Genomic DNA, 23764 nt, shown 5'->3' on the forward strand with positions numbered 1-23764 from the left:
CAAATAATTTTACCCCAAAGAAAGCTTAGTTCTCTTTGGGGTAAAATTTTATAAAAGGAGGCAATTGTATGAAAGTATATACTAATAAGAATAATCATTTTGAATTTAGCTACAACCTTGTAAGCGGTAAATTTGATCTAAACTATAACAAACAATGTGAAATTAAAAACTGTTTTAGTTGTATCCAAGATGTAAATTTCAAGAAGATTAATAACACAGACTTTAAGGTACGCAAATTGATTGAAGAAACAAAAATTAATGGTAAGTTTGGTAATGGCAAAAAAATAGTTATTTCAAATTATGATGATGACGATTTTGTTCTAAAGCAGATTTTCTATTTATTTGAGGAAGGATATTTATTTGTTCAATTAGAGGTTTCTTCAAAAGCTGAATATACAACAAACTATATGGCTCCTATAATTGCTGAAGAAAAAGATAGTATAAGTATTATTGGAAAAAATATAAGGACTTTGTTTGTGCCCTTTGATAATGATAAATGGGTTAGATTCATTTCTTATCCCGTTAAATTCTCAGAGCAAAGTTATGAATTTACAGCTATTTATGATGAACAAACAGAAAATGGGCTAGTCCTTGGATCATTAACTCATGATGAGTGGAAAACTGGAATAAGGGTAAGAGGAAAAGATAATAAGGTGAATCATATAGAAGTCTATGGAGGTGCTTCTTCAGAACAAACTAGGGATGTACTTCCCCATGGAAATATAAAAGGAAACATAGTTTATTCCCCTTTGATATTTGTGGGATTTTATGATTGCTATAAAACTGGTTTCGAAACTTTCGGAAACTTAAATGCAAAAATCAGGCCGGCTCTTAAATGGAATGGCAGTGTTCCTTTCGGATGGAATAGCTGGGCCGCACTAATGCAAACTTTAACTTTTGATAAATACATAGAAACTTCGGATTTTTTTAAGAAAAACATTCAATACAGCTTTAATAATAATTCTAATGTTTATATTAACTTTGATGCCTTCTGGAATACACTCAGTTCTGAAAAGTTAGTTGAAGCAATTGAACATGTACGGCATAATGAACAGAAACCAGGCATATATATATCACCTTTTGTTACTCACGAAAGCAGTTTTGATAAAAGTGTAATAGGTACAAATGGAAACTATACCTATAGAGATTTGCTTCTAAAAGATTTTGAAGGAAATATATTACCTGCAGTAGATGGTCTATATTCTCTAGATCCTACTCATCCAGGAACTATTTATAAGATTAATTATGAAACAAATAAATTTATTGAACTAGGAGTTGACTATGTAAAGGCAGATTTTTTAGGTCATGCTGCTAGAGAAGGAAACTTCTATAATAAACAAATAACTACAGGGATTCAAGCTTACAATTATGGAATGACCTACTTTGTTGAAAATTTAAGCCCAAGTAAAGCAGGAAAAGATATATTTATAAGTTTATCAATTGCTCCAATATTTCCTCATGGCTTTGGGCATGCAAGAAGGATTTCTTGTGATGCATTCGGGACAATAGATCAATCGGAGTACCTACTCAACTCATTAACCTATTTATGGTGGATGAATGATTGCCTTTATCGATATAATGATCCTGATCATATTGTTATTTATAAGACTTATGACAAAGTATCTTCTACATGGAATGAAGCTCTATCAAGATTTAATTCTGCTATAATATGCGGAACTGTTATGCTGAACAGCGATGATTATCAATATAAAGAAGCTAGAGAAAGAGCAAAAATATTATTTACTAACGAGAAAGTAAATAATATTGCGAAAACAGGAAAAACCTTTATACCATTCAGTGGTAATAAAGGTGAAAAAGCAGCAGACATTTTTGTTAGGAATGACGAGAATGCTTTATTTATCGCTTTATTTAATTACAGTATTTGCGATGAAAAACAATTTGATATCAGCCTGCAAGACTTAGGTTTAAGTTTAGGAAAGAAATATGAAGTAGAAAACTTATGGAAGAATAACACTATAATATTTGAGTTTAATGAATCTCTTAAAGTTAATTTAGCATGTGCAAGTTCAACAATTATAAAAATACATACTTAATAAATATATCTACTAACAAGGAGGTGAAATTCATTATAGTGAACATTCTAAAATATGTACTATAATGAAATATGTATGAGTATTGCTTTTAACGAGTTAGAAAAAACTTTCAATTTACAATCAAAAAATACTAGTTACGTTTTACAAATTCATAGAGATGGTTATCTTGTACACTTATACTGGGGGAAAAAAATTAAGAAAGTTAATGCTGAAGAGCTTTTAGCATTGACAGGTCGAGGATCCTTTTCACCAAATCCTAATCCAGAAGACAATGAACTATCTTTAGATACTTTACCGCAAGAATATCCCGCATACGGCAACAGTGACTTCCGTGCCCCAGCCTATTGCATACAGCTTGAAAATGGTTCAACCATAACAGACCTAAGATATGAATCTTTTACGATAAAAAAAGGGAAAACTACACTAGAAGGTTTGCCAGCAACTTACGTAGAAAGTGATGATGAAGCTGAAACACTTGAAATAACATTAGCGGATCCATTGATTAAACTAAAAGTAGTACTCTCCTATACAGTTTATAAGGATTATGATGTTATTACAAGGAATGTGAAATTTATCAACAAAGGAACTAGTAATCTAAAATTGCTTAGGGCTTTGAGCATGAGTTTAGATTTTGATAGTAACAATTATGATTTTCTACATCTGCATGGTGCATGGGCAAGAGAAAGACATGTCGAAAGAACCTCTCTTTTAAATGGCACTCAGTCAATTGAAAGCAGAAGAGGTGCTAGCAGCCATGCTCATAACCCCTTCATAGCACTTTTAAGCAAAGATGCCACAGAAGATTACGGAGATGTATATGGCTTTAGTTTGGTCTATAGCGGTAACTTCCTAGCCCAAGCTGAAGTAGACCAATATTATACTACAAGAGTATCTATTGGAATAAACCCTTTTGATTTTTCATGGCTGCTAGAACCAGAACAATCCTTTCAGACTCCAGAGGCTGTAATGGTTTATTCTTCAAATGGTTTAGGCGAAATGTCCCGAACGTATCATAAACTTTATCGTACAAGGCTATGTAGAGGTAAGTTTAGAGATAAAACAAGACCTATACTTGTTAACAATTGGGAAGCTACTTACTTTAATTTTAACGCCGAAAAAATTGAGAGTATTGCTAAAGCAGGAAAAGAGCTTGGTATTGAGCTTTTTGTATTAGACGATGGTTGGTTTGGAAAAAGAGATAATGATGATTGTTCTCTTGGTGATTGGGTAGTTGATGCCAAAAAGCTTCCAAACGGATTAGATACACTAGCTAAACATGTTAATGAACTTGGACTGCAATTCGGACTATGGTTTGAACCCGAAATGGTATCTCCTGATAGTGATTTGTATAGGAGACATCCGGATTGGTGCTTACATGTTCCAGATAGAATACGGTCACAAGCAAGAAAGCAGTTAGTTCTGGATTTATCAAGAGAAGATGTATGTGACTATATTGTTCGTTCCGTTTGCGATATTTTAAAAAGTGCTCCAATTAGCTATGTCAAATGGGATATGAATAGGAATATGACTGAAATTGGTTCAGAAAACTTACCTAGAGAACGTCAAAGAGAAACAGCACATAGATATATACTCGGTTTATATAAGGTTATAGATAGAATCACTTCTAAATTTCCAAATGTGTTGTTTGAAAGCTGTTCAGGAGGCGGAGGACGTTTCGATCCTGGAATGTTGTTCTATATGCCGCAAACTTGGACCAGTGACAATACAGATGCAGTTGAACGGTTAAAAATTCAATATGGTACAAGTATAGTATACCCTATTAGTACTATGGGCGCCCACGTTTCTGCAATACCAAATCACCAAGTGCATAGAAACACATCCTTAAAAATGAGAGGAGATGTAGCTATGTCAGGTAATTTCGGCTATGAACTTGATCTTACAAAGTTTACCGATAAAGAAAAAGAAGTCGTAAAAGAGCAAATAACTCACTATAAAAAGCTTAGAGAACTTATACAATTTGGAGATTTTTATAGATTGTTAAATCCTTTTAAAGGTAATGAAGCTGCCTGGATGGTTGTATCGACAGATAAAACACAAGCTTTCGCAGTATATTTTAGAGTTCTTGCGCTGCCTAATGCTGCTATTAGAAAACTACAGCTAAAAGGTTTAGATTCAACTAAAGAATATTCAGTTTCACATAAATCTGTTACTTTTGGCGGAGATGAACTTATGTACTCGGGATTAAGTATACCGGAGTTACAAGGTGATTATCAAAGTGTTGTATGGACACTTAAAAGTATATAAAAAATGGTTACACCCTATGTCGGCTAGTTCCACTCGTTAAGCAATTTCACCGCATCTTTTAGTCAAATTTCCTAATGGCTCATAACTCGGCTGCACCTCAAACAATTCGCCATCTTAACGGAAATTTGCCTAAAAGACACGGATAATTGCTAAACTTGCTTCAAATGCCTTCGTCGGGGTGAAAGGTCTAAACGACCTTTCACGGGCTATTTGCGAATGACAATGAGTATGCATAAATAGCCCCGAAGAACCATTTTTAATGCCCTAACTCTTAATTTTTACATGATACTTTTATTTTATTAATTCTATTACCTTTCTATCTTAATTCACTAACTTCAAAATATTTTACTGCTTCTCTTTAACTTCTTCGCAAACATGATGTGTCGTTTTTTTATTTACTTTCCATCTTTCTTACTTTTTTGAGATATAGCTTGACCCTAATGAAAGGTTATCCATAATTGGTAAAAATCATAAATTCCTAAAGAGTAAAAAATGGTCAGAGAATTCTATTAATAAATTTTCTGACCATTAATTTACTAAAATATACTTTAACATTGCTGCATAGGGAGAATAATTTTAACTTGCGTACCCTCATTAAGTTTACTGAATATCTGTACTCCATATTCATCGCCAAAGTACAACTTAATTCTATTATTCACATTTTTAATGCCAAAACCCTCCGTAAGACTTGACATTTGATTCAAAATACTTTCAAGTTTATTGTTGTCCATGCCTATACCGTCATCTACAACTTCAAATACTATTTTACCATCTTGCCCATATAATTTTATTATGATATTAATTCCTTTCTCATCATCAAATATTCCATGATTTATACTGTTTTCAATAAATGGCTGAAGAATAAGCTTAGGTACTTTATATTCCGCCAATGTTTCATCAAGTTCAAAGGTGATATTTAATAGATTTTGAAATCTTATTTTTTGAATTTCAATATAGTATTGAGTTAGTTCTATTTCATCACTTACATGAAACATATTTTTACCCTTATTTAGTGAAAGTCTATAAAACTTCCCCAGCAACGAAGTCATCTGGTTTACTTTTTTATCGTTATTTTTTAAAGCTAGTGAAGATATAGAAGCCAACGCATTGTATAAAAAATGAGGATTGATTTGTTCTTGAAGCACATTCATGTCCGCCTGCTTCTTCAACAATTCCTTCTCATATACTTCTTCAATTAAGAATTTTAACTTTTTACTCATATTACAAAATGCAGATGAAAGATTTCCAATTTCATCATTACCCATGTTCTTAAACTCAACATTAAAATTACCATCCTGCACCTTTTTGACCTGCTTTACCATTACATTTATTCTCTTCGTTACTATTGCTGAAATCACGTATGTAAGTACAACAGCAAGCAATACACTGAAGAGAAATATAATAAATATAAATGAAGCTGATTTTATGGCGTTATCCAAAAAACTGCTGTAAGATACCATGCTTATTGTTTTCCAGCCATTTTCTAAGCTTTTGCAAACCACGAGCATTTTTTTTCCTTTATAATTTATGTCCTTTGTACCAATGTTCGACAATGTACTTTTATCAATATTTAATATCTTATAAATATTCTTCGTTATGTTAGATTTATCTCTGCAGGATATTATCGATCCATTCTCATCTACAATATATTTATAACTATTCTTAGCTGACTTATCGATAAGAGAATATAGCTGTGATTCATTAATAGTCATTACAAGTATACCATAGGGATATCCTATTCTTCCACTATTCAAATACCTTGTAAGTGTAAATACATAATTACCATTACTATTCTTATAAGTCGTTCCATATATTACATTTCCCGTAGAAGTCTGAACCTTATCATACCATTTTTCGCTCTTAATAGAGTTATCAATATGTTTAATATAATAACTATCTGATGACAAAGTATAATTATCGGTATATACCGTAACAAGTGAAATATCCGGATTTAGAATCAATATATTTCCGAAGTAACTATTTATATAATAGTATGCATCTTCTACACTATTCTTGGTGTAATCCTCAGTAAGATAATTTTTAAGCGTATCATTTAAATAGATAAGTGAACTGCTTTTTGAATATGTTTCTAGCTTTCTTTCAATATTGCTATTTATTTGTGTAAGACTATTTTGCATATTAACAGAATTTTGTTCAATTAGATTTCTTTTAGTTATGTTATAAGAGTACATAGTAATAAAAAATATTGGTAATATTGATGCAAAAATATATCCGAGAAAAAACTTTTTTCTTATGCTTAAATTGAGTATATAATTGCGAATTTGTTTAAACATTATCTTCATCCTAATTTAAAATTTATTTCTGTACTCGCTTGGTGATACTCCATAATGTCTTGCAAATACAGAACAGAAATAAGATACATTTTCATATCCTACCTTATTACTCACTTCATGAACTTTTAATGATTTATCTTTAAGAAATTCTGAAGCCTTTTTCATTCTAAAGTCTACAAGATACTCAAGAAAAGTAGTCCCCGTTTTTTCTTTAAAAATATTTCTTATATAGTTTGGGGAAAGATAAATATCTTTTGCAACATCATTAATTATAATCTGATTACCAAAATTCTTCTCAATGAATTTTATTACTTTATCAACTACTTGCTGATTCTTATCCTTTTGTTTTTCTATAAGGTATTGTGTTAATCTATTTATATTCTGCTCTGTAAAACTGTACGCATCATTTATATCCTTAAACTTTATAAGTTCATTCCATAATTCAGTTCTACTTATAGGCTCCCAATCAATATTAGGATTATTCTTAAAGAAATTCTCCCAAACATATAAAAAAAGATTAAATAATGATTCTAGAAACATAGACTTAGATATCTTATTGTCTATCATGAAATTAAAATATTCATCTATTACCTGGCTAATACTCTCTCTTTTATAAGTAAAAAATGCTTTAATAAGTTTGTTCTCAAAATTGGGAATTTCAATATTGTTTGCAGGATAATGACAAAATATTGAAGCGTTGATAATACAATTCTTTCCACTATAAAATATACATTCTTCTAAAGTTATAAGTTTTTTATATACTCTGCCTAATTCCTCAAGTTTAATAGCTGAATCTAGATATATTACAGCAGCATATTTCTTTTCTTTCATGAATATCTCAGATTGCACCGCCCTCGCAAACTTCTCCATGTCTTGAAGTTGACTGATATTTGAATTTAATATCACTGCTACGTACTTAGTGTCCTTGATTATTATTTGCGCATATTCATCTAAAGAATAGATATAGTCTTTAACATGGTTTACAGCATCATTATCACTGTAAACTAACATCATTTTATAATTGCTGTCATTATAATCATAACTTTTTATCTTATCTAACTCGCTTATAACATTTTTGACATCATCTATTTCCGGGTTATCTAGCAAAAGCTCAAATATTTCCTTGACAAATAATTTAACCGAGTTTAAGCGAAGCCTATCTGATTCCAGCTGCTCTCTTACCTGATTAATAACTTCATCAAGTTCAGCGATAGAAAAGGGTTTTAAAATATAACCAGAAGCCTGCACATCAATAGCATTTTTAGCATAGGCAAAATCATCATAACCAGTTAAAAATATCAATTTTGAGTATATATTAGCTTCACGAAGTCTCCTGCTGAATTCAACACCATCCATTATAGGCATCTTAATATCAGTTATGATAATATCGGGCTTATGTTCAATTGCAATACTCAAGGCATTTTTACCATTTTTAGCCGTTCCGATCACAGATATATCATATGAGTCCCAATCCACATAATCCTTAAGTGTATCAAGTTCCAAAATTTCATCATCTATTATAAGCAGACTATACACACTTTTACCCCCTTAAAGTATTATATATAATACAAAAGCTTTATTGCATATAGTTAATTTATCTACCAAAATATTCGGAGAGCAGTTAAGACATAGAAAAAGCGAAATACATTAGATTATTAAAGGTCTATAAATTAATTGTAAACATTTTCTCAACATATGTCAACCGTTTAACATATATTGAGTAGAATATAAAAATACAATCCAAAAAGAATAAACACCGTACTTATATGCAATAAAAAGCTCTCTAAAAGTACAGTGTTTATTTGTCTCATATCTATAATTTTTTTTGCTTTCTCGACTTTATCATATTATTTCTTTCTCTTAATAGATGACTCAAACCTTTAAAAAAATGTCCATTTGCTATCATTAATATTCCATCTACCATAGGCATATTAACCGCACCGCCCGTCATTTTTGCAATTCCTCTGAAAGGCAAATGATATATAGACATCATGATAATGTTAGCAGAACTCCTCTTTCCTATTTTCTTTAAAAACCAATACGCAAAAACAATTAGATGAAACGCTAATCTAGCAACCCATCCCTTTGCATACTGGCATTGCTCAATAGTATCGTTGTAACCTAGCGGCTTAGTTCTATCCCATTGAGAAATAGGCACCGTATGACCAATCAAATTTTCAAATTCTTCTGCACTCACATTACTTGCTTTTCCTAAATAATAAGATGGTAGAAGCTCCTTATCGTAAGGAACTGGTGCTCCCGTGCCCTCTATAAAAATTGTATCAATTAATCTTATATCAGCACTTGATGCACCAATCATGATTTCATATTCAGTGCCTTCTATCTCCCATTTATTTGTTTTTACGTTAAAATAGCGGAAGGTTTTATCGTCAAAAGGAATTGTTACTGTTTTTGTTTCACCAGCATTTATAAAGATTTTAACAAATCCTTTTAATTCCTTCTTAGGTCTGAAAATATCAGTTGATTTGGAGTGTACATACAGTTGAGCGATTTCCATTCCGGCAACGCTTCCAGAGTTTGTCAACTTAAATGTAACTCCGTATTTATTAACCTCAATATCTGAGTATTCAAACGTTGTATAACTCAGTCCATATCCGAAAGGAAAAAGAACATCAACATTTGCGGTATCATAATAACGATACCCGATATAAATACTTTCTCTATACTCTACACTAGCTTCTCCGCCAGGAAAATTATGAAATGAAGGTGTATCTTCATAACGAATTGGATATGTTTCTGCCAGCTTTCCTGAAGGATTTACATCTCCAGAAAGAATTCTAAGTATGGATCTTGCTCCAGCCTGTCCACCCAAGTATCCATGTAACAATCCCTTTACCTTATCAATCCAAGGCATTTCCACCGCTGAACCGCAAGATAGAATAGCTACAATATTCTGGTTAACTTCATACAATGCATTTAGTAATTCTATCTGGTTCTCCGGAATCCTCATACTCTGTCTGTCCAATCCTTCAGCTTCTGTAACTTCATCCAAACCAATATATAAAAGAACCACATCTGCATTTTTAGCAAGTTCACAAGCTTTCTCTATTCTTTTTTCATTTTTCTTCCCATAACGTTCAAAACCTTGCTCGTATCCAATACTTACAATTCCTGATTCCTCAAAACAATTTAAGGTATGGTCCAAAATCGTAGGATTTACAAGAGATGATCCTGCTCCCTGATAGCGGGCATCCTTTGCAAAATCTCCTATTACGGCAACTTTCTTTCCAAATTTAAGCGGTAATATATTATCCTCGTTTTTTAGCAGCACTATTGCTTCTTCCGCAACCTTCTGCGCTACTCTGTGATGTTTTTCTACATCAAACTCCGTATGAGGTCTATGATATGCTTTCTCTGTTGTAAAAATAAGGTCAAGTAGTCTGTCTACACACTCATCTAATACCTCTTCTTTAACTCTTCCACTCTTAATGGCTTTAATAATTTCTTGATCTGACTCCCCTGCTGTTGAAGGCATTTCCAGTTCATTGCCGGCAAGTAACCCTGTCACACGGTCATTACTCCCCCCCCAATCAGTTATAACACAGCCCTTATACCCCCATTCACCACGTAGGATATCTTGCATAAGATGCATGTTTTCGTTAGTATAAGTACCATTTAATCTATTATATGAGGACATCATTGCCTTAGTTTTACCTTCTCTAACTGCTATTTCGAACGCAGTAAGATATATCTCTCTAAGAGCTCTTTCATCTACTATAGTATCAATAGACATACGTCTTTCTTCTTGATTATTGGCACAAAAATGTTTCACGCAGGCTGAAATTCCATGTGACTGAATTCCTCTGATATACCCTGCAGCCATTTTACCTGCAAGATATGGATCTTCACTGAAATACTCAAAGTTTCTTCCGCATAGTGGGTTTCTCTTCATATTAACACCAGGCCCCAATAGCACATTAACTTTCTGCGCAATAGCCTCTTCACCAAGATACTCCCCTATTTTCTCACCCAATTCTTCATTCCAACTATTTGCTACTGTTGCTGCCGTTGGAAAACATGTCGCTGGAATGCCAACATTAAGTCCCGGATGATTTGCCGCTGCTGCCTGCTTTCTAATTCCATGTGGTCCATCGGCAAGAAACATACTACTGATCCCAAGACGTTCTATATCCTTAGACTGCCAGAAGTCTTTTCCCGACATTAAAGATGCTTTCTCTTCTAAAGTCATTTTCTCGATTAATTCTTTATACTTCATCTTCCTATTCCTCTTTTTGTATTTCTACCGCTGTTGTGAAACAATCACTGTCGAAATACACCTCATTTTAAAGTCTTTATAAAGCAGATTTCTATATATAACTTTCGATACTTACTTCTTCTATTTTTAATATGCGTAATTCCAGAAAATACAAGTGCAATTAATACCAAGAGAATAGTATCTGTCCAAGCAATCATATTATTTAGAATCATTATAGTTGAAAACTATTGTATCATCAAGTCCTTAAAATACTAAAAGCAATGTTTGTGTCATTCCATTATTCTTGCAATCAAACAAAGTTTGTATTTTATTAAAATGACATATAATATGAAATTACTATCTCGACATCACACATTTTAGCACATTTTAATACGAACTACTATAATCAAAAGGTTATTATAATAAACTTTTAGTTGATTAATAAAAAATGTTTTCATCTATTACAAAAACAGCTTCAGGTTAACTCCGAAGCTGTTTTATGTTTCTGATTATATTAGTTAAAGCCAACGACTTTCCGTGATATCTTATAAACCGCAATGGACACCATGCGCCCACTGCCTTTAACTAACTCTCCTATTTTTGAGATTCATCCTTAAATATAACTTTAAAAATAGGAAAAAATACCCAGAAAGAAATAGCACAGTTTATAATCATTGTAATAAAATCTGCTATTGTTTCACCTACTGAACCCATTTTTAATGTATTCATCAGCAGATTATATATAGGTGCTTTATAAAGTCCCTGAAGAGCAGCAGCACCTATAGATATAATTATATATGCAACTACATACCAAAAGGCTGCCTTCCATATGTTACTTTTTGATTTAAAAGTTATATTCCTCTGAACAAAGAAATTAATTATCTGCGCAATAGCCATTGTTATCTGAACTGCAAGAAAATATGCAAGCCCACCACCGCCTCCAGCAGAAATTGAACCGGCTGCATAATTAAACACATAGTAAGGACTTCCATCAAAATTATGCCCTACTTTAAGAACCTGAAAATTTGTGCTTACTAGAGAAGTATGTCCAAATATATCCTTAAATATAGGCATTAAAACCATTTGCAAAACTGTTATTCCATTACTCAGAATAAAGAACACTAAAAACTGAGCAGTATTAGGATGTTTCTCTTTAAATTTTGCCCAAGCACCTATAATAGCATTAGAATTTTTTTCTGCGCCTATTTTATTACTCATGTTTTACCTCCATTACCTTACTGATTAGCTTCGGCTGCTTTTCGCATTTTCTTTCTCTCTCTTAGCAGATGCCTAAATCCTTTAAAGAAATGGCCATTGACCATCATAAGGAGTCCATCTACCATAGGCATATTAAACGCACCACCGGTCATTCTAGCTATACCTCTAAATGGCATATGATAAACAGACATCATAATAATGTTCGCCGTGCCTCTTTTTCCAATCTTTTTAAGGAAGCCATATGCGAAATTTATGAGATGCAGTGCAAATCTTGCAAAAGCAGATTTAGCATAAATCAGCTGACCTATAGTATCATTGTAGCCAAGAGATTTACTTCTATCCCATTTAGCTTCGGGTATTTTTCTGCCAAGCAATGTTTCAAACTCCTCAGCATCAACATTAGAGGCTTTACCAGAAAAATAAGAAGGAAGAGCTGCCTTATTATAAGGAGAAGCTGCATTCGTTCCTTGCCTTATAATCGCACCTGATAATTTAACATCCTCGCTGGAGGAGCCTATCATAATCTTATATTCTCCGGCCTCCTCTTCCCAGGAACTTGTTGTTACATTAAAATAACGGAAGGATTTATCATCAAACAGTATTTTTACTGTTTGTGTTTCTCCTGGCTCAAGAAATATCTTTTTAAAGCCTTTAAGTTCCTTGTTAGGTCTGAAAATCACATCAGAAGATTTTCCGATATATAGCTGTGCAACTTCAGCTCCTGCAACATTTCCTGTGTTCTTTAGCGTGAATGTCACTTTGTCACTTTCAACCTTCAGATCACCATATTCAAAGGTTGCATAACTTAAACCGTATCCAAAAGGAAACTGTACCTTCACGTTAGCAGTACCATAATAACGATAACCAATGTACGGCCCCTCTCTGTACTCTACACTAACTTCCTTACCAGGAAAATTACTATAGGAAGGTACATCTTCATAACGTATCGGATAGGATTCAGCCAATTTTCCTGATGGATTTACTTCACCGCAAAGGACTCTTAAAACAGCCTTTGCTCCTGCCTGTCCGCTTAAATACGCATGTACTAATCCTTTTATATTCTTAATCCATGGCATTTCTATAGCTGATCCGCAGGAAAGAACTGCCACGATATTTGTATTCACTTTACTTATAGCTTCTATTAGATCAATTTGATTCTGTGGTAATTTCATATCTTGTCTGTCCAAGCCTTCTGCCTCAGTAGCTTCATCCAAACCTATATACAGCAGTACTACGTCTGCCTTATCTGCAAGCACACATGCTTCCTTTATGAGCTTGTCATTTTTCTTTCCATAACGTTCAAAACCCGGAGCATAGCCCACACTTTGCACATCTATTTCTTTTAAGCAATCTAGTGTGTTATTCAATTTCGTCGGATTAACAATGGAGGAGCCTGCACCTTGATATCTAGGATTCTTAGCAAAATCACCTATAACAGCTACTTTTGCTTTCTTCTTTAATGGCAGAATATTTTCCTCATTTTTAAGCATTACAATGGACTCTTCAGCAGCAAGCTGAGCCATCTTATGATGCTCTTCCACATCAAACTCCTTACGTTGTTTCTTATACACTTCTTCTGTAGTAAAAATCAGTTCTAATAATCTGTCAATACATTCATCCAGTACTTCTTCTTTTATTTTTCCGCTCTTAACAGCGTTTATTATGTCTACATTTGTTTCTCCGCATGTAGTAGGCATCTCTAGTTCATTGCCAGCAATCAGTCCAGCTACACGATCATTGCTGCCACCCCAGTCAGTAACCACTACACCCTTGTAGTCCCACTCACCACGCAGAATATCCTTCATCAAATGCAAATTTTCATTGGTATAAGTACCATTCAACATATTATAAGAAGACATGAGAGTCTTTGTAGCACCTTCTTTAACTGCAATTTCAAAGGCAGTTAAATAGATTTCCCTTAAAGTTCTTTCATCAACAATTGTATCAATAACCATTCTTCGTTCTTCCTGGTTATTTACACAAAAATGCTTTACGCAAGCTGAAATACCGCGAGATTGTATTCCTCTGATATAGCTAGCTGCCATTTTACCAGCTAAATACGGATCCTCACTAAAATATTCAAAATTTCTTCCGCACAGCGGATTTCTTTTCATATTGGTACCAGGACCAAGAAGCACGTTGACCTTCTGAGATACTGCTTCATCTCCTAAAAATTCACCAATCTTTTCTCCCAGTTTCTCATTCCAACTGTTTGCTATAGTGGCAGCAGTAGGAAAGCAGGTTGCAGGAATACTTGCATTTAAACCCAGATGATCTGCTGCTGCCGCCTGCTTCCTGATGCCATGAGGACCATCAGAAAGAAACATATTTTTTATTCCTAAGCGTTCAATATCCATTGATTGCCAGAAATCTTTACCAGATGTTAACGATGCTTTTTCTTCTAAAGTCATCTGACTTATTATTTCCGCATATTTCATATCTTCACCTCTATAGTAGTCAGACTGCCCTTAGGCAGTCTGACCGTTTAAGTTTCTTTCATATAAAATCCCTTTTGATTTTTAAGCTAAGCTTTCTTCTCTTTTCTTACCATCGCGAAGTACAAAGAATAATCCAGCACCTATTGCTATAACAGCAACAACATCAATAGCAATTGTTAATTTTACCCATGTTGGAGTATCTGCAGCAAAACCACTCTTTACAACTCTGCTGTTAGCAACTGTATATAGAATATTATGAGCAGCTTCTCTCAATGCCCATAGAGTATCCTTGCTGTCTGTATTTGCTGAAGGAACTCCCACAGGCGCAACACCAGTAAGATAAAGATCATTACCATTACGTACACCAAGCTCATAAGTCATATATGGATAAGCAGACATTCCTTTTCCGTTAATATAGAAGTCTGTATCAATCATTCCATGGAAACCCCATTCGTCGCGAAGAACACTCTTAAGAAGTGCAGAACATGCTCCAGCCCAAGTGTTACCTATACTGTTGAAGGATGACATTGCAGCTTTAGCTCCGCCCTCTTTAACTTCGATTTCAAATGATTTCAAATAAATTTCACGAATAGCCTGTTCATTGCTCCATGTAAGAATACCAAAAGTACGATTTGTTTCCTGATCATTTAAAGCAAAGTGTTTCATATAAACATATCCGCCTAAGCTTTGGAAGCCTTTTGTTACAGCAGCCGCCATCTTACCTGAAAGAAGTCCATCTTCTGAATAATACTCAAAGTTTCTTCCACCAAAGGCTGTACGGTGTATATTCATAGCTGGAGCATACCATCCAGTAGTATCATAAGCTTTACTTTCTGCTCCTACACATGCTCCCATTTCCTGCGCAAGCTTAACATTCCAAGTAGATGCAATCACTGTCTCTGATGGGAATGCAATACCTGACACTTTTGATTTGGAAATAAATGCGCTGATAGCTGAAGGTCCATCATAATCTACCGTAGCAGGTTTTCCAACTGACTTAATTGCTGTAGTTTTATAACCACCAAGTGTTGATAAAGCAACCAGGTCTTTTACAGACAACTGATCCAAAAGCTTATCCCAACTCTTATCATTGTAATCAACGCCAACATAATTTTTAAGTTTCTTACCATTTTTAGCATCTGTTGTAGGCGCTGTCTTGTGAGTATCAGCAGGAATGCTATATCTCTTGCTGTTTATATAGTTAACAAAATTCGAGTCAACTAAGACACCTTTTACTTTTGCTGCTGTTTTACCAGTTCCAACTGTATAAGTCTTGTAAGTTGTAATATCTTTTAAGTTGGCAAAGCGATTAGCTCTTGAAAGATAATTCTTTATACTGCCTTCGCCTGTAACATATTTATCAAACTGATTTGTAGCTACTTTTTTATCAGTAGGACGTCCCTGTGAATCATAAACCACCTGATCAAGAGCCTTTGAAGTAACATCAGCTATCTTTTCATGAGAGTTATTCATAAGCATAAGCTTGTAAGTACCTTTTTCAAGTACATATGATCCAGTTGAGCTATAAACTTTATTATAGTCGTAAGATGCCATATCTGAAACTTTGAAGGAAAGCGTAACTACTTCAGATTTTCCTGGCTGTATCATATCTGTCTTTGTAAAAGCTGCAAGGTCTACAGATGATTTTTCTATTTTGCCAGTATAAGGTGCCGAATAATAAAGTTGTACAACTTGTTTTCCTGCTACTGATCCTGTATTTGTTACCTTTACCTTTACAGAAATGTCTTTATCATTCCATTTTAAGCTGTTTGGAACAACTTCCTGATCGAAGGTTGTATAGCTTAATCCGTAACCAAAAGGATACATAACCTTATCATCATACTTAATAGCTCCTTCAGCCGCTGCGGTTTCATAGTAACGATATCCAACATAAATTCCTTCTGCATAATTCACAAACTTTAAAGGAACCTTTTTGGAATCCATTGCCTGAGAATATGATCCGTCTTTGTTTTTAATTACATAACTATAGTCACCAAAGTTCTTTGCTGATGGCGCATCTAAAAGATCTTTTGCATATACATCTACAGTTCTACCAGATGGATTAACTGTTCCAGCAAGAATTCTTCCAAGTGAAAGGAATCCGTTTTGTCCTGGACCTCCAATATTTACAATACTCTTAATCTGATTGTAGTTTTTTGTCCAACCTAATTCAAAAGTGTTACTGCTGTTAATAACAAGAATTACTTTTTTGAAGTTCTTTGTAACGGTATTTATCATACCCATTTCTCTGTTACTTGGTTCAAAATAGTTCTTGTTTGAATCAAGGTCGTCTTTATAGCCAAATTTTTGACCAGTAGGCCCTTGAGTTCCTTTGGGATTAAATGTATCTTTTCCATTCATGCTGGTTGGAAGATCTGCTCCTTCACCACCTGCACGTGAAATAAAAATTATTGCAGTATCGGAAAATTCCTTAGCCTTTTTCATTCTATCTGCTGTATAAAACTTTGATGGTTCTGGCTGCTGAATTGTCCAGTCCTGGCCGTTCATTTCCACTTGCGGTCTCGTTTTACTAAAGGATGCATAAGCATTGTATAAATCCTCGTTCACTTCAAAACCTGCTTTTTCAAGACCTGCCTTTGGAGTAACAGCTGTAGATGTATCTACTCCACCGGAACCTGTACCTCCATATATAGGATTTGTAAAATCCCATCCAAAAACGTTTACCTTAGTTTTACCAGTTCCCGACTTTTTAATAGGTAGTGTGTTGTCATCATTTTTAAGAAGCACTACACCTTCATCTGTAATTTTATTAACAAGTTTAGTAGATTTACTACGAGCAGCTACTGCCTCTTTACTTGTAATATCAATTTTAGAAAAGTACTGGGTAATTACTGGTGCAAAATTTGATAATGCTATGTTTACACCAACTACGATAGCAAGTAGAACCACCAATATGGAGGTTTTAACTATACGTGCCTTCTTACTGCTCATTTTGTGGCCTTTCATTTTTATTCCCCCTATTTATAATATGGATATTTGTTGATGTACAACCGCACAGCCTTATTTTATGCGGCTTTACAACTATACATTTGAAGGATTTCACTCACTAAAAATTTAACTTAAACATTAGAATAAATTACAATCTTAAAAAGTGAAATTCCTCTCAAGCATATTTAGTTAATTACTTAGGTAAATGTACTAAATCGAGAAATTTTAACTCACCTTAACAGCCACCTTTTCTCAAACTTAATCACGCGTTTCCCCCTAAATATATTTGATACTGTACCGTAATGTTTTATGGATTTATGAATCAAATAAAAACTATCACGTTTACATTATTTAAGTTAACATGTTTCAATTCAAACAACAATAAACCAAAAGTTAGGGGGATAAACTTTTTGTTTACTGAATAAAAAAAGTCATTTTGATAAGCTTTTATGCTCATCAAAACGACCCATTTTCTTCTTTTATATATTCTTTTACATAACTTCGAAACAAAGATACCGATTTGGATTGGATAACTCTTTTTCTTGTAATGAGGTAAATACTCTGAGGGATTTTTTCCTTAAGTCTTATGGTTTTTAAATTTTTATCAGTAAGTGCTTCTTCAATAAAATCTACAGAAACTCCCACCAATCCATTTTCTTCGCATAATTTATGCATAGTTATAGGATTACCTATTTCATATTTGACATCAAGCGTAAATCCATATTCCATACATTTATCCACTAAGCTATGTTCCTTGCCTGTTTCAACAGATTTTATAACCAATGGTTCACTTTCCAACTCAGTTATTGAGATTTCATCTTTTAACGCTAGAGGATGGTTTTTAGAAACTATTATTACTACTTCTCCTGATTTAATCAATTTATATTCACAGTTTTCAATGTCTTCATGTCCCATAACAAAACCAACATCAACTTCTTCTTCCTGAAATAGCTTACTAATGTCATATTCATCTGGGAACTCTTTTATCTTCATTGGAATATTAGAATAAATTTTAGAAAACCCGAACAATAAATCCAGAGGTATCGCTAATGTTGTAGAATAAGTAACAACAACATTTAAACTACTGTTTCTACCATTCATAATGCTTATTTCCTTTTTTATATCATCCATAAGATAACAGATATGCTTGGCTCGAGCATATAACAGCTCACCGCATTCTGTGGCTTCCATTCCGCGTGATCCTCTGTAGAATAATTCTGCTTTCAAATCCACCTCAAGTTGCTTTATGGTCTTACTTAAGCCCTGCGGAGTAATAAATAAGTCCTTAGCGGCCGAGGTAACACTCTTCTTTTCATAAACTTTAATGAAATATTCTAACGCTTCTGTATTCATATTTTTTCCTTTATACGCGTGTTAAGGTTTGAGATAATTAATGCAAGTATAGCATAGTATATATTATTTTACAATCCTCCCCTTACATATATGAATCTATTTCAACTTATCAATAATTTATTTTTAAGAGCTAATAAGGCTTTATTGAAATTTCCTTTATTCGTTAACTGTTCTTTTAGTTTCACACATTATTCATTCGCCTATTTTTGATTATGATCGATGCTATCGTTAAAATTATTCCAATGAATAGAAATACGATTGGAGTATGAGAACTTGCAGCTTGTTGAGTAGTACCTAAAAAATTTAAACCCGATACACCATTGGTTATCCCTACATACCATAGAATTATATATGTTATTTCAAAAGCAGTGGAGCTTTTGGCAAAATTACCAATAAATATTCCTAATGCATTGACAAAAATAGCTCCCATAAAAATATAAGCTGCTCCTTCAAAGTTCCTCAATAATACAAATTTTATTATAATCGTTACATTTATAAATATAGTAAATAAAATTCCCGCAGCAACTGAATTCAAAAGCTGGCTGCTTCTATAATTTTTATAAGTTGAAAGATATTCCTCCATATTGAAATCCATTTGAATACTACCTAACCTAGACCAGATAAAAATAGGTAAAATCCATATCGCTGGGATTACAACTTTATAGAAACTATCACCATTCGTAAAAAATACACATATACAGCACAGAAACATGGCTATATACCACCATATATTAGCGGATGAAAGCATAATCTTAAATTCACTTTTTACTATAGCAAAATCATTAGAATAAGTTCTTTTTTCAAATATTTCGCTTAAAACTACTCCTTTTTGAGGATTATGTGTTTTCTCTTTCATAAAACTTTTAATTCCAGTATATCTTTTTCCTGCTGCAAGATATGTTCTTTTAAAAAGCATAGAAGCTAAAATAAGTAAAAGAATTCCCACTAGAACCCAAAAACATCTTTCAAACAGCACATTTCCACTAACACTAACGTTATTCATCATAAAGGTTTTAACATTGTTATGAAGTGGTCCACTTGTTCCAAGGCTAAAAGAGTTCATATTCCTAAATTGCTTAAAATTACGTTTTAGTTGTTCTAAGATAATTTGAGCAGCGCTGCTGAATCCAAAAACATCTGTTAAAGAATAGGCTCCTCCTTGCATTGATACCACTAATATACCAGACCACACAAAAAAATATATTACATTTCCAAGAGATTTAGCTAAAAAGGGGATTGTTTCAAAGATTATTGCTATAACTGCTGTAATAAAACAGGCTGGCACACCTAATATTAAAAATGGCGTTATTAACTTTATAGGCTGAAAGCAATAGCTCTCTCCTCTAACAAACTGCATTATGGCAGTAACAAGAATAACCACACACATTTGCAGCAATAGGAACAAAAAGCTGCTAAAAGTCTTGCCGAATATAAAAATCCATGACTTTATCGGCGTAGATGCAGTAATTTCACCTATTAAAAAATGTCTTTCTCTGTTAATAGCATTTCTAACAAAGTAGAAACCTATTAATGTTACAATACTAATAAATGCTATTGTAGCAACCCATCCAAGCCAGACAGAGTTATAAACACCTCTGTAGAAAAATCCATGTAAATAATACTTCAACGTATAATAAATACTTGTGTTGTTCTGCGGAAAGAATAAATACGATATATATATCATCAAAAGTGATATGATAAGAATACTCTTGCTTCTTATTCTATCTAAAAAATCAGATATTCCCACATAGTAAATTTGATATACACTATTCAAGCTTCTCACCTCTCTTTCCAGAAGTATAATAGATATAGGCATCTTCAAGTGTAGGCTGTATGGCTACAGCATTAGCTAATGGCTTGGCTTCTGATATTACTCTTACTGCCATGCCTTCGTTTCTTCTTATTATATTTCCAGTTATATATTTTTCTTTTATTTCTTTAAGTTCGTTTTCACGAACAATGCATTCCCACACAGTTCCTTCTAACGAATTTAAAAGTTCTTCGTTTCTACAAAAACAAATGAGTTTACCTTTATTCATAAGAACTATTTTTTCTGCCGAAGCTTCTACATCTGATACTATATGTGTAGACAGCATAATTATTTTATCTTTTGCTAAGCTGTTAATTAAGTTTCTGAAATTCATTCTTTCATTAGGGTCTAATCCAACAGTAGGCTCATCCACTATAAGAATTTTAGGATCATTTAGTAAAGCTTGTGCAATACCTATTCTTTGTCTCATACCACCGGAATAGTTTCCTATACTCCTGTTAGCAGCATCGCTAAGGTTTAATAAATCAATAAGCTCACTTATTCTGTTTTTTGCTTTCTTCATATTGAGTCCTTTTAAAGCTGCCATATATTTTAAAAATTCAATTGCTGTTAAATTAGGAAATACGCCAAAACTTTGAGGCAAATATCCTAGGTCGTGTCTAAGTTCATCTCCATCTTTATGAATGTTCTTTCCATTCCAAGTAATAACGCCTTCACTTGGCTTTGAAACAGTCGCTATCATCTTCATCAAGGTTGATTTTCCTGCACCGTTAGCTCCTAAAAGTCCTATAATTCCTCTTTCAAGTTCAAGATTAAAATTTGAAAGTGCCGTAAAATTATTTGAGTATTTTTTAGATACATTTTTTATTGAAAGCATAATATCCTCCTAAATTCGTTTAATAAATTCAGTTATTATACTAACGTATTAGAATTAATATAAATCTAACCAAACCTTAATATAACCTAAAATTTTTATTTATACCGTAATAAAATTTGAACAGCCTGCCAAATTGTGTTAGTTTAATTATATAAAATATTTGTATTAATGAGAGGTAAAAAAGTGAGTTCTATTTTAATTGCTGATGATGAAAAAGAAATAGTGGAATTAATAGATTTCTATATGAAAAATAATGGCTACACTACCTACAGTGCGTTCAGCGGCAGGGAAGCTCTTGAAATTTTTGAAAAAGAACAGCTCGACCTTATAATACTAGATATCATGATGCCACAACTCGATGGAAAAGAGGTCTTGAAAAAAATCAGAGAAAAAGATAATGTACCAGTGATATTTTTATCTGCAAAAGGTGAAGATATCGATAAAATAGATGGATTATTCCTTGGTGCAGATGATTATCTGTCCAAACCTTTTAATCCTATGGAACTAATTGCAAGAGTTAATGCCCTATTAAGAAGAAGCGATATAGTTAATAATAAGCAAAATGAAAATACAATCACCAGCGGTTATCTGCTTCTGGACCAAACAGCTTGCAAATTATACAGAGATAATAGTGAACTCCAGCTTACTTCCTTTGAGTATAAGCTTATACGTTTCTTTATGAAGAATAAAAACAAGGTATTTACTAAAGGTCAGCTATACGAGGCAGCATGGGGAGAATGCTACCTAGGAGACGAGAGGATTATAATGGTTTATATAAGTAAATTGAGAGAGAAAATAGAAGTAAATCCCAAAGAACCAAAGTTTATTAAAACCATACGAGGCCTTGGGTACATTTTTGAAGGGAATTAACATCATGAAGATCAATCTTAATATTCTTAAGAAAAAACTGAGTATAAAAGGCTTCCTTATTATAAATTATTTAGTAACCTTTTTAATATTATATTTAGTTCTACAACTCTCATATACTTCTTCCTCATTTATTTCAGAAAAATTTATCTTTAAAAATGAACACATAGGCAGGACCTCCTTCCGCACCTACTACAACAAAGACTTTAATAAAATAAAGTTAGGATTTCTCTCAGATATTGACGGCTGGGAAGAAGTTTTAGATCAGAATAAAAAAGTAATCTTTATAAAGGGCAAGAAAAAAGATAATATAATGAAATATAACGAAAAACAGCTATTTGATCTGGTTTCCATTAACGATTATTCTCCTAAATGTCCTTTTGTCGGACAAGTTTTTATGGTAAAAGGTAAGCATGGAGAGCCATATATTTTTCTATATAAAATTGACAGGAGAAAAATTTCTTATTCGCTTTTATATACACCTAACTTTTATACTAAAAAGGACAGCATTTTTAGCTTAAAATCGTATGGTCTTCTATACTTAATACAGTTCATCTATCTGATAATAGGTATCTATATTTATAGTATTATAAGCTCAAAATTTATAACAAACCCCCTCAAAACCTTTATTGACAGTATAAAAAGCTTCAAGAAACTTAATTATAAGACCAGAGCTGACATAAAGGGTTTAAGGGAACTGCAGGAAGTTGAAAATGAATTTAATGAAATGGTACTAAAACTTAATATGGTTGAAGAGGAAAACAAAAGAATTGATGCTAGTAAAAAGAGACTCTTAGTAGATGTATCTCATGACCTAAAAACACCTATAACCTCTATTCAAGGATTTTCTAAACTTCTGCTGGAAGAAAATATAACCCCTGAGCAAGAAAAAAAATTCTTAAAAATAATATATAGCAAAGCTGTATATTCAACAGCTCTTATAGAAGATTTGTTTTCACTTTCAAAATTGGAAGATTCCGAATTTTTACCTTCCTTAATTGAACTTGATTTTACCGAATGGTTTAGACGCCTTGTAGCAGAATACTTCGAGGAATTTAAAAATAAACATTTTGAGCTTGATCTTGATATCAGTGAGCATCCTGTTTTATTTAAGTTTGATGAAAAGCTCATGAAAAGGGCTATTTCCAATATTTTCAATAACACTCTAACTCATAATGAGGATTATACCCGCTTAAAGATTGGATGCTATTTAAAAGATAACAATGCAATCCTTGAGATTGGCAGCAGCGCAGACATTGATGAAACCATAAAAAATACAATATTCGAACCCTTTGTAAAAGCAGAAAGCAGCAGTTCTAGTGGAAGCGGCCTCGGCCTGGCTATAACAAAAAAAATTATAGAAAAACATGGCGGAAACATAAAACTGACCTCCAGTGAAACTGAAAAAATACTGTTCACTATATGTATCCCCGTTAAACCTTAGTTCTTACTAAAAACAGAT

13 protein-coding genes are annotated in these 23764 nt (G+C 33.1%); 4 read left to right on the forward strand and 9 right to left on the reverse strand.

The genetic code is table 11. The features are described from left to right. The first annotated feature begins 68 nt into the window (after positions 1-68). Entirely contained in the window at positions 69-2054 is a 1986-nt protein-coding gene (locus CLORY_RS04385; protein ID WP_079422296.1) for a hypothetical protein, read from the forward strand. Positions 2055-2129: 75 nt separating this feature from the next. Continuing rightward, the gene (locus CLORY_RS04390; protein ID WP_079422348.1) at positions 2130-4319 is read left to right on the forward strand and encodes an alpha-galactosidase; all 2190 of its coding nucleotides are present in this window, start codon (positions 2130-2132) and stop codon (positions 4317-4319) included. A gap of 548 nt (positions 4320-4867) precedes the next feature. Here the strand turns inward: CLORY_RS04390 and CLORY_RS04395 are convergent. From CLORY_RS04395 to CLORY_RS04435, 9 genes are all read right to left on the reverse strand, one after another. After that, positions 4868-6613: a sensor histidine kinase gene (locus CLORY_RS04395; protein WP_169911524.1), complete on the reverse strand. Its 1746-nt coding sequence runs from the start codon at positions 6611-6613 to the stop codon at positions 4868-4870. Between the two features lie 15 nt (positions 6614-6628). Further along, positions 6629-8149, reverse strand: a complete 1521-nt coding sequence (locus tag CLORY_RS04400; RefSeq protein WP_079422298.1) for a response regulator transcription factor — start codon at positions 8147-8149, stop codon at positions 6629-6631. Between the two features lie 277 nt (positions 8150-8426). Beyond that, positions 8427-10850, reverse strand: a complete 2424-nt coding sequence (locus tag CLORY_RS04405) for a beta-glucosidase family protein (RefSeq protein ID WP_079422299.1) — start codon at positions 10848-10850, stop codon at positions 8427-8429. A gap of 573 nt (positions 10851-11423) precedes the next feature. Further along, on the reverse strand, positions 11424-12047 hold the full coding sequence (locus CLORY_RS04410) for a hypothetical protein (protein ID WP_079422300.1): 624 nt from the start codon (positions 12045-12047) through the stop codon (positions 11424-11426). 17 nt (positions 12048-12064) lie between these two features. Further along, positions 12065-14485, reverse strand: a complete 2421-nt coding sequence (locus CLORY_RS04415) for a beta-glucosidase family protein (protein WP_079422301.1) — start codon at positions 14483-14485, stop codon at positions 12065-12067. Positions 14486-14566: 81 nt separating this feature from the next. Then, the gene (locus tag CLORY_RS04420) at positions 14567-17452 is read right to left on the reverse strand and encodes a glycoside hydrolase family 3 C-terminal domain-containing protein (protein ID WP_079422302.1); all 2886 of its coding nucleotides are present in this window, start codon (positions 17450-17452) and stop codon (positions 14567-14569) included. 438 nt (positions 17453-17890) lie between these two features. After that, entirely contained in the window at positions 17891-18787 is an 897-nt protein-coding gene (locus CLORY_RS04425) for a LysR family transcriptional regulator (RefSeq protein WP_079422303.1), read from the reverse strand. Positions 18788-18968: 181 nt separating this feature from the next. Continuing rightward, on the reverse strand, positions 18969-20561 hold the full coding sequence (locus tag CLORY_RS04430) for a hypothetical protein (protein ID WP_079422304.1): 1593 nt from the start codon (positions 20559-20561) through the stop codon (positions 18969-18971). Beyond that, a complete protein-coding gene (locus CLORY_RS04435) occupies positions 20554-21435 on the reverse strand; it encodes an ABC transporter ATP-binding protein (RefSeq protein ID WP_079422305.1) in 882 nt (293 codons plus the stop codon). The genes CLORY_RS04430 and CLORY_RS04435 overlap by 8 nt, the downstream gene beginning before the upstream one ends. Before the next feature lie 183 nt (positions 21436-21618). Between CLORY_RS04435 and CLORY_RS04440 the strand changes: the two genes are divergently transcribed. Continuing rightward, complete coding sequence (locus CLORY_RS04440) at positions 21619-22305, forward strand: response regulator transcription factor (protein ID WP_079422306.1); 687 nt, start codon at positions 21619-21621, stop codon at positions 22303-22305. 4 nt (positions 22306-22309) lie between these two features. Beyond that, on the forward strand, positions 22310-23746 hold the full coding sequence (locus tag CLORY_RS04445) for a sensor histidine kinase (protein WP_079422307.1): 1437 nt from the start codon (positions 22310-22312) through the stop codon (positions 23744-23746). The last annotated feature ends 18 nt before the right edge of the window (positions 23747-23764 follow it).

The organism is Clostridium oryzae (assembly GCF_002029235.1).
GTDB classification, from domain to species: domain Bacteria; phylum Bacillota; class Clostridia; order Clostridiales; family Clostridiaceae; genus Clostridium_AE; species Clostridium_AE oryzae.

What these genes read in the sequence shown, in the direction of transcription:
- CLORY_RS04435 (WP_079422305.1), bottom strand. Translation starts at nt 21,435, where the DNA reads ATGCTTTCAATAAAAAATGTATCTAAAAAATACTCAAATAATTTTACG.
- CLORY_RS04390 (WP_079422348.1), top strand. Translation starts at nt 2,130, where the DNA reads ATGAGTATTGCTTTTAACGAGTTAGAAAAAACTTTCAATTTACAATCA.
- CLORY_RS04420 (WP_079422302.1), bottom strand. Translation starts at nt 17,452, where the DNA reads ATGAAAGGCCACAAAATGAGCAGTAAGAAGGCACGTATAGTTAAAACC.
- CLORY_RS04405 (WP_079422299.1), bottom strand. Translation starts at nt 10,850, where the DNA reads ATGAAGTATAAAGAATTAATCGAGAAAATGACTTTAGAAGAGAAAGCA.
- CLORY_RS04415 (WP_079422301.1), bottom strand. Translation starts at nt 14,485, where the DNA reads ATGAAATATGCGGAAATAATAAGTCAGATGACTTTAGAAGAAAAAGCA.
- CLORY_RS04395 (WP_169911524.1), bottom strand. Translation starts at nt 6,613, where the DNA reads ATGTTTAAACAAATTCGCAATTATATACTCAATTTAAGCATAAGAAAA.
- CLORY_RS04385 (WP_079422296.1), top strand. Translation starts at nt 69, where the DNA reads ATGAAAGTATATACTAATAAGAATAATCATTTTGAATTTAGCTACAAC.
- CLORY_RS04425 (WP_079422303.1), bottom strand. Translation starts at nt 18,787, where the DNA reads ATGAATACAGAAGCGTTAGAATATTTCATTAAAGTTTATGAAAAGAAG.
- CLORY_RS04445 (WP_079422307.1), top strand. Translation starts at nt 22,310, where the DNA reads ATGAAGATCAATCTTAATATTCTTAAGAAAAAACTGAGTATAAAAGGC.
- CLORY_RS04410 (WP_079422300.1), bottom strand. Translation starts at nt 12,047, where the DNA reads ATGAGTAATAAAATAGGCGCAGAAAAAAATTCTAATGCTATTATAGGT.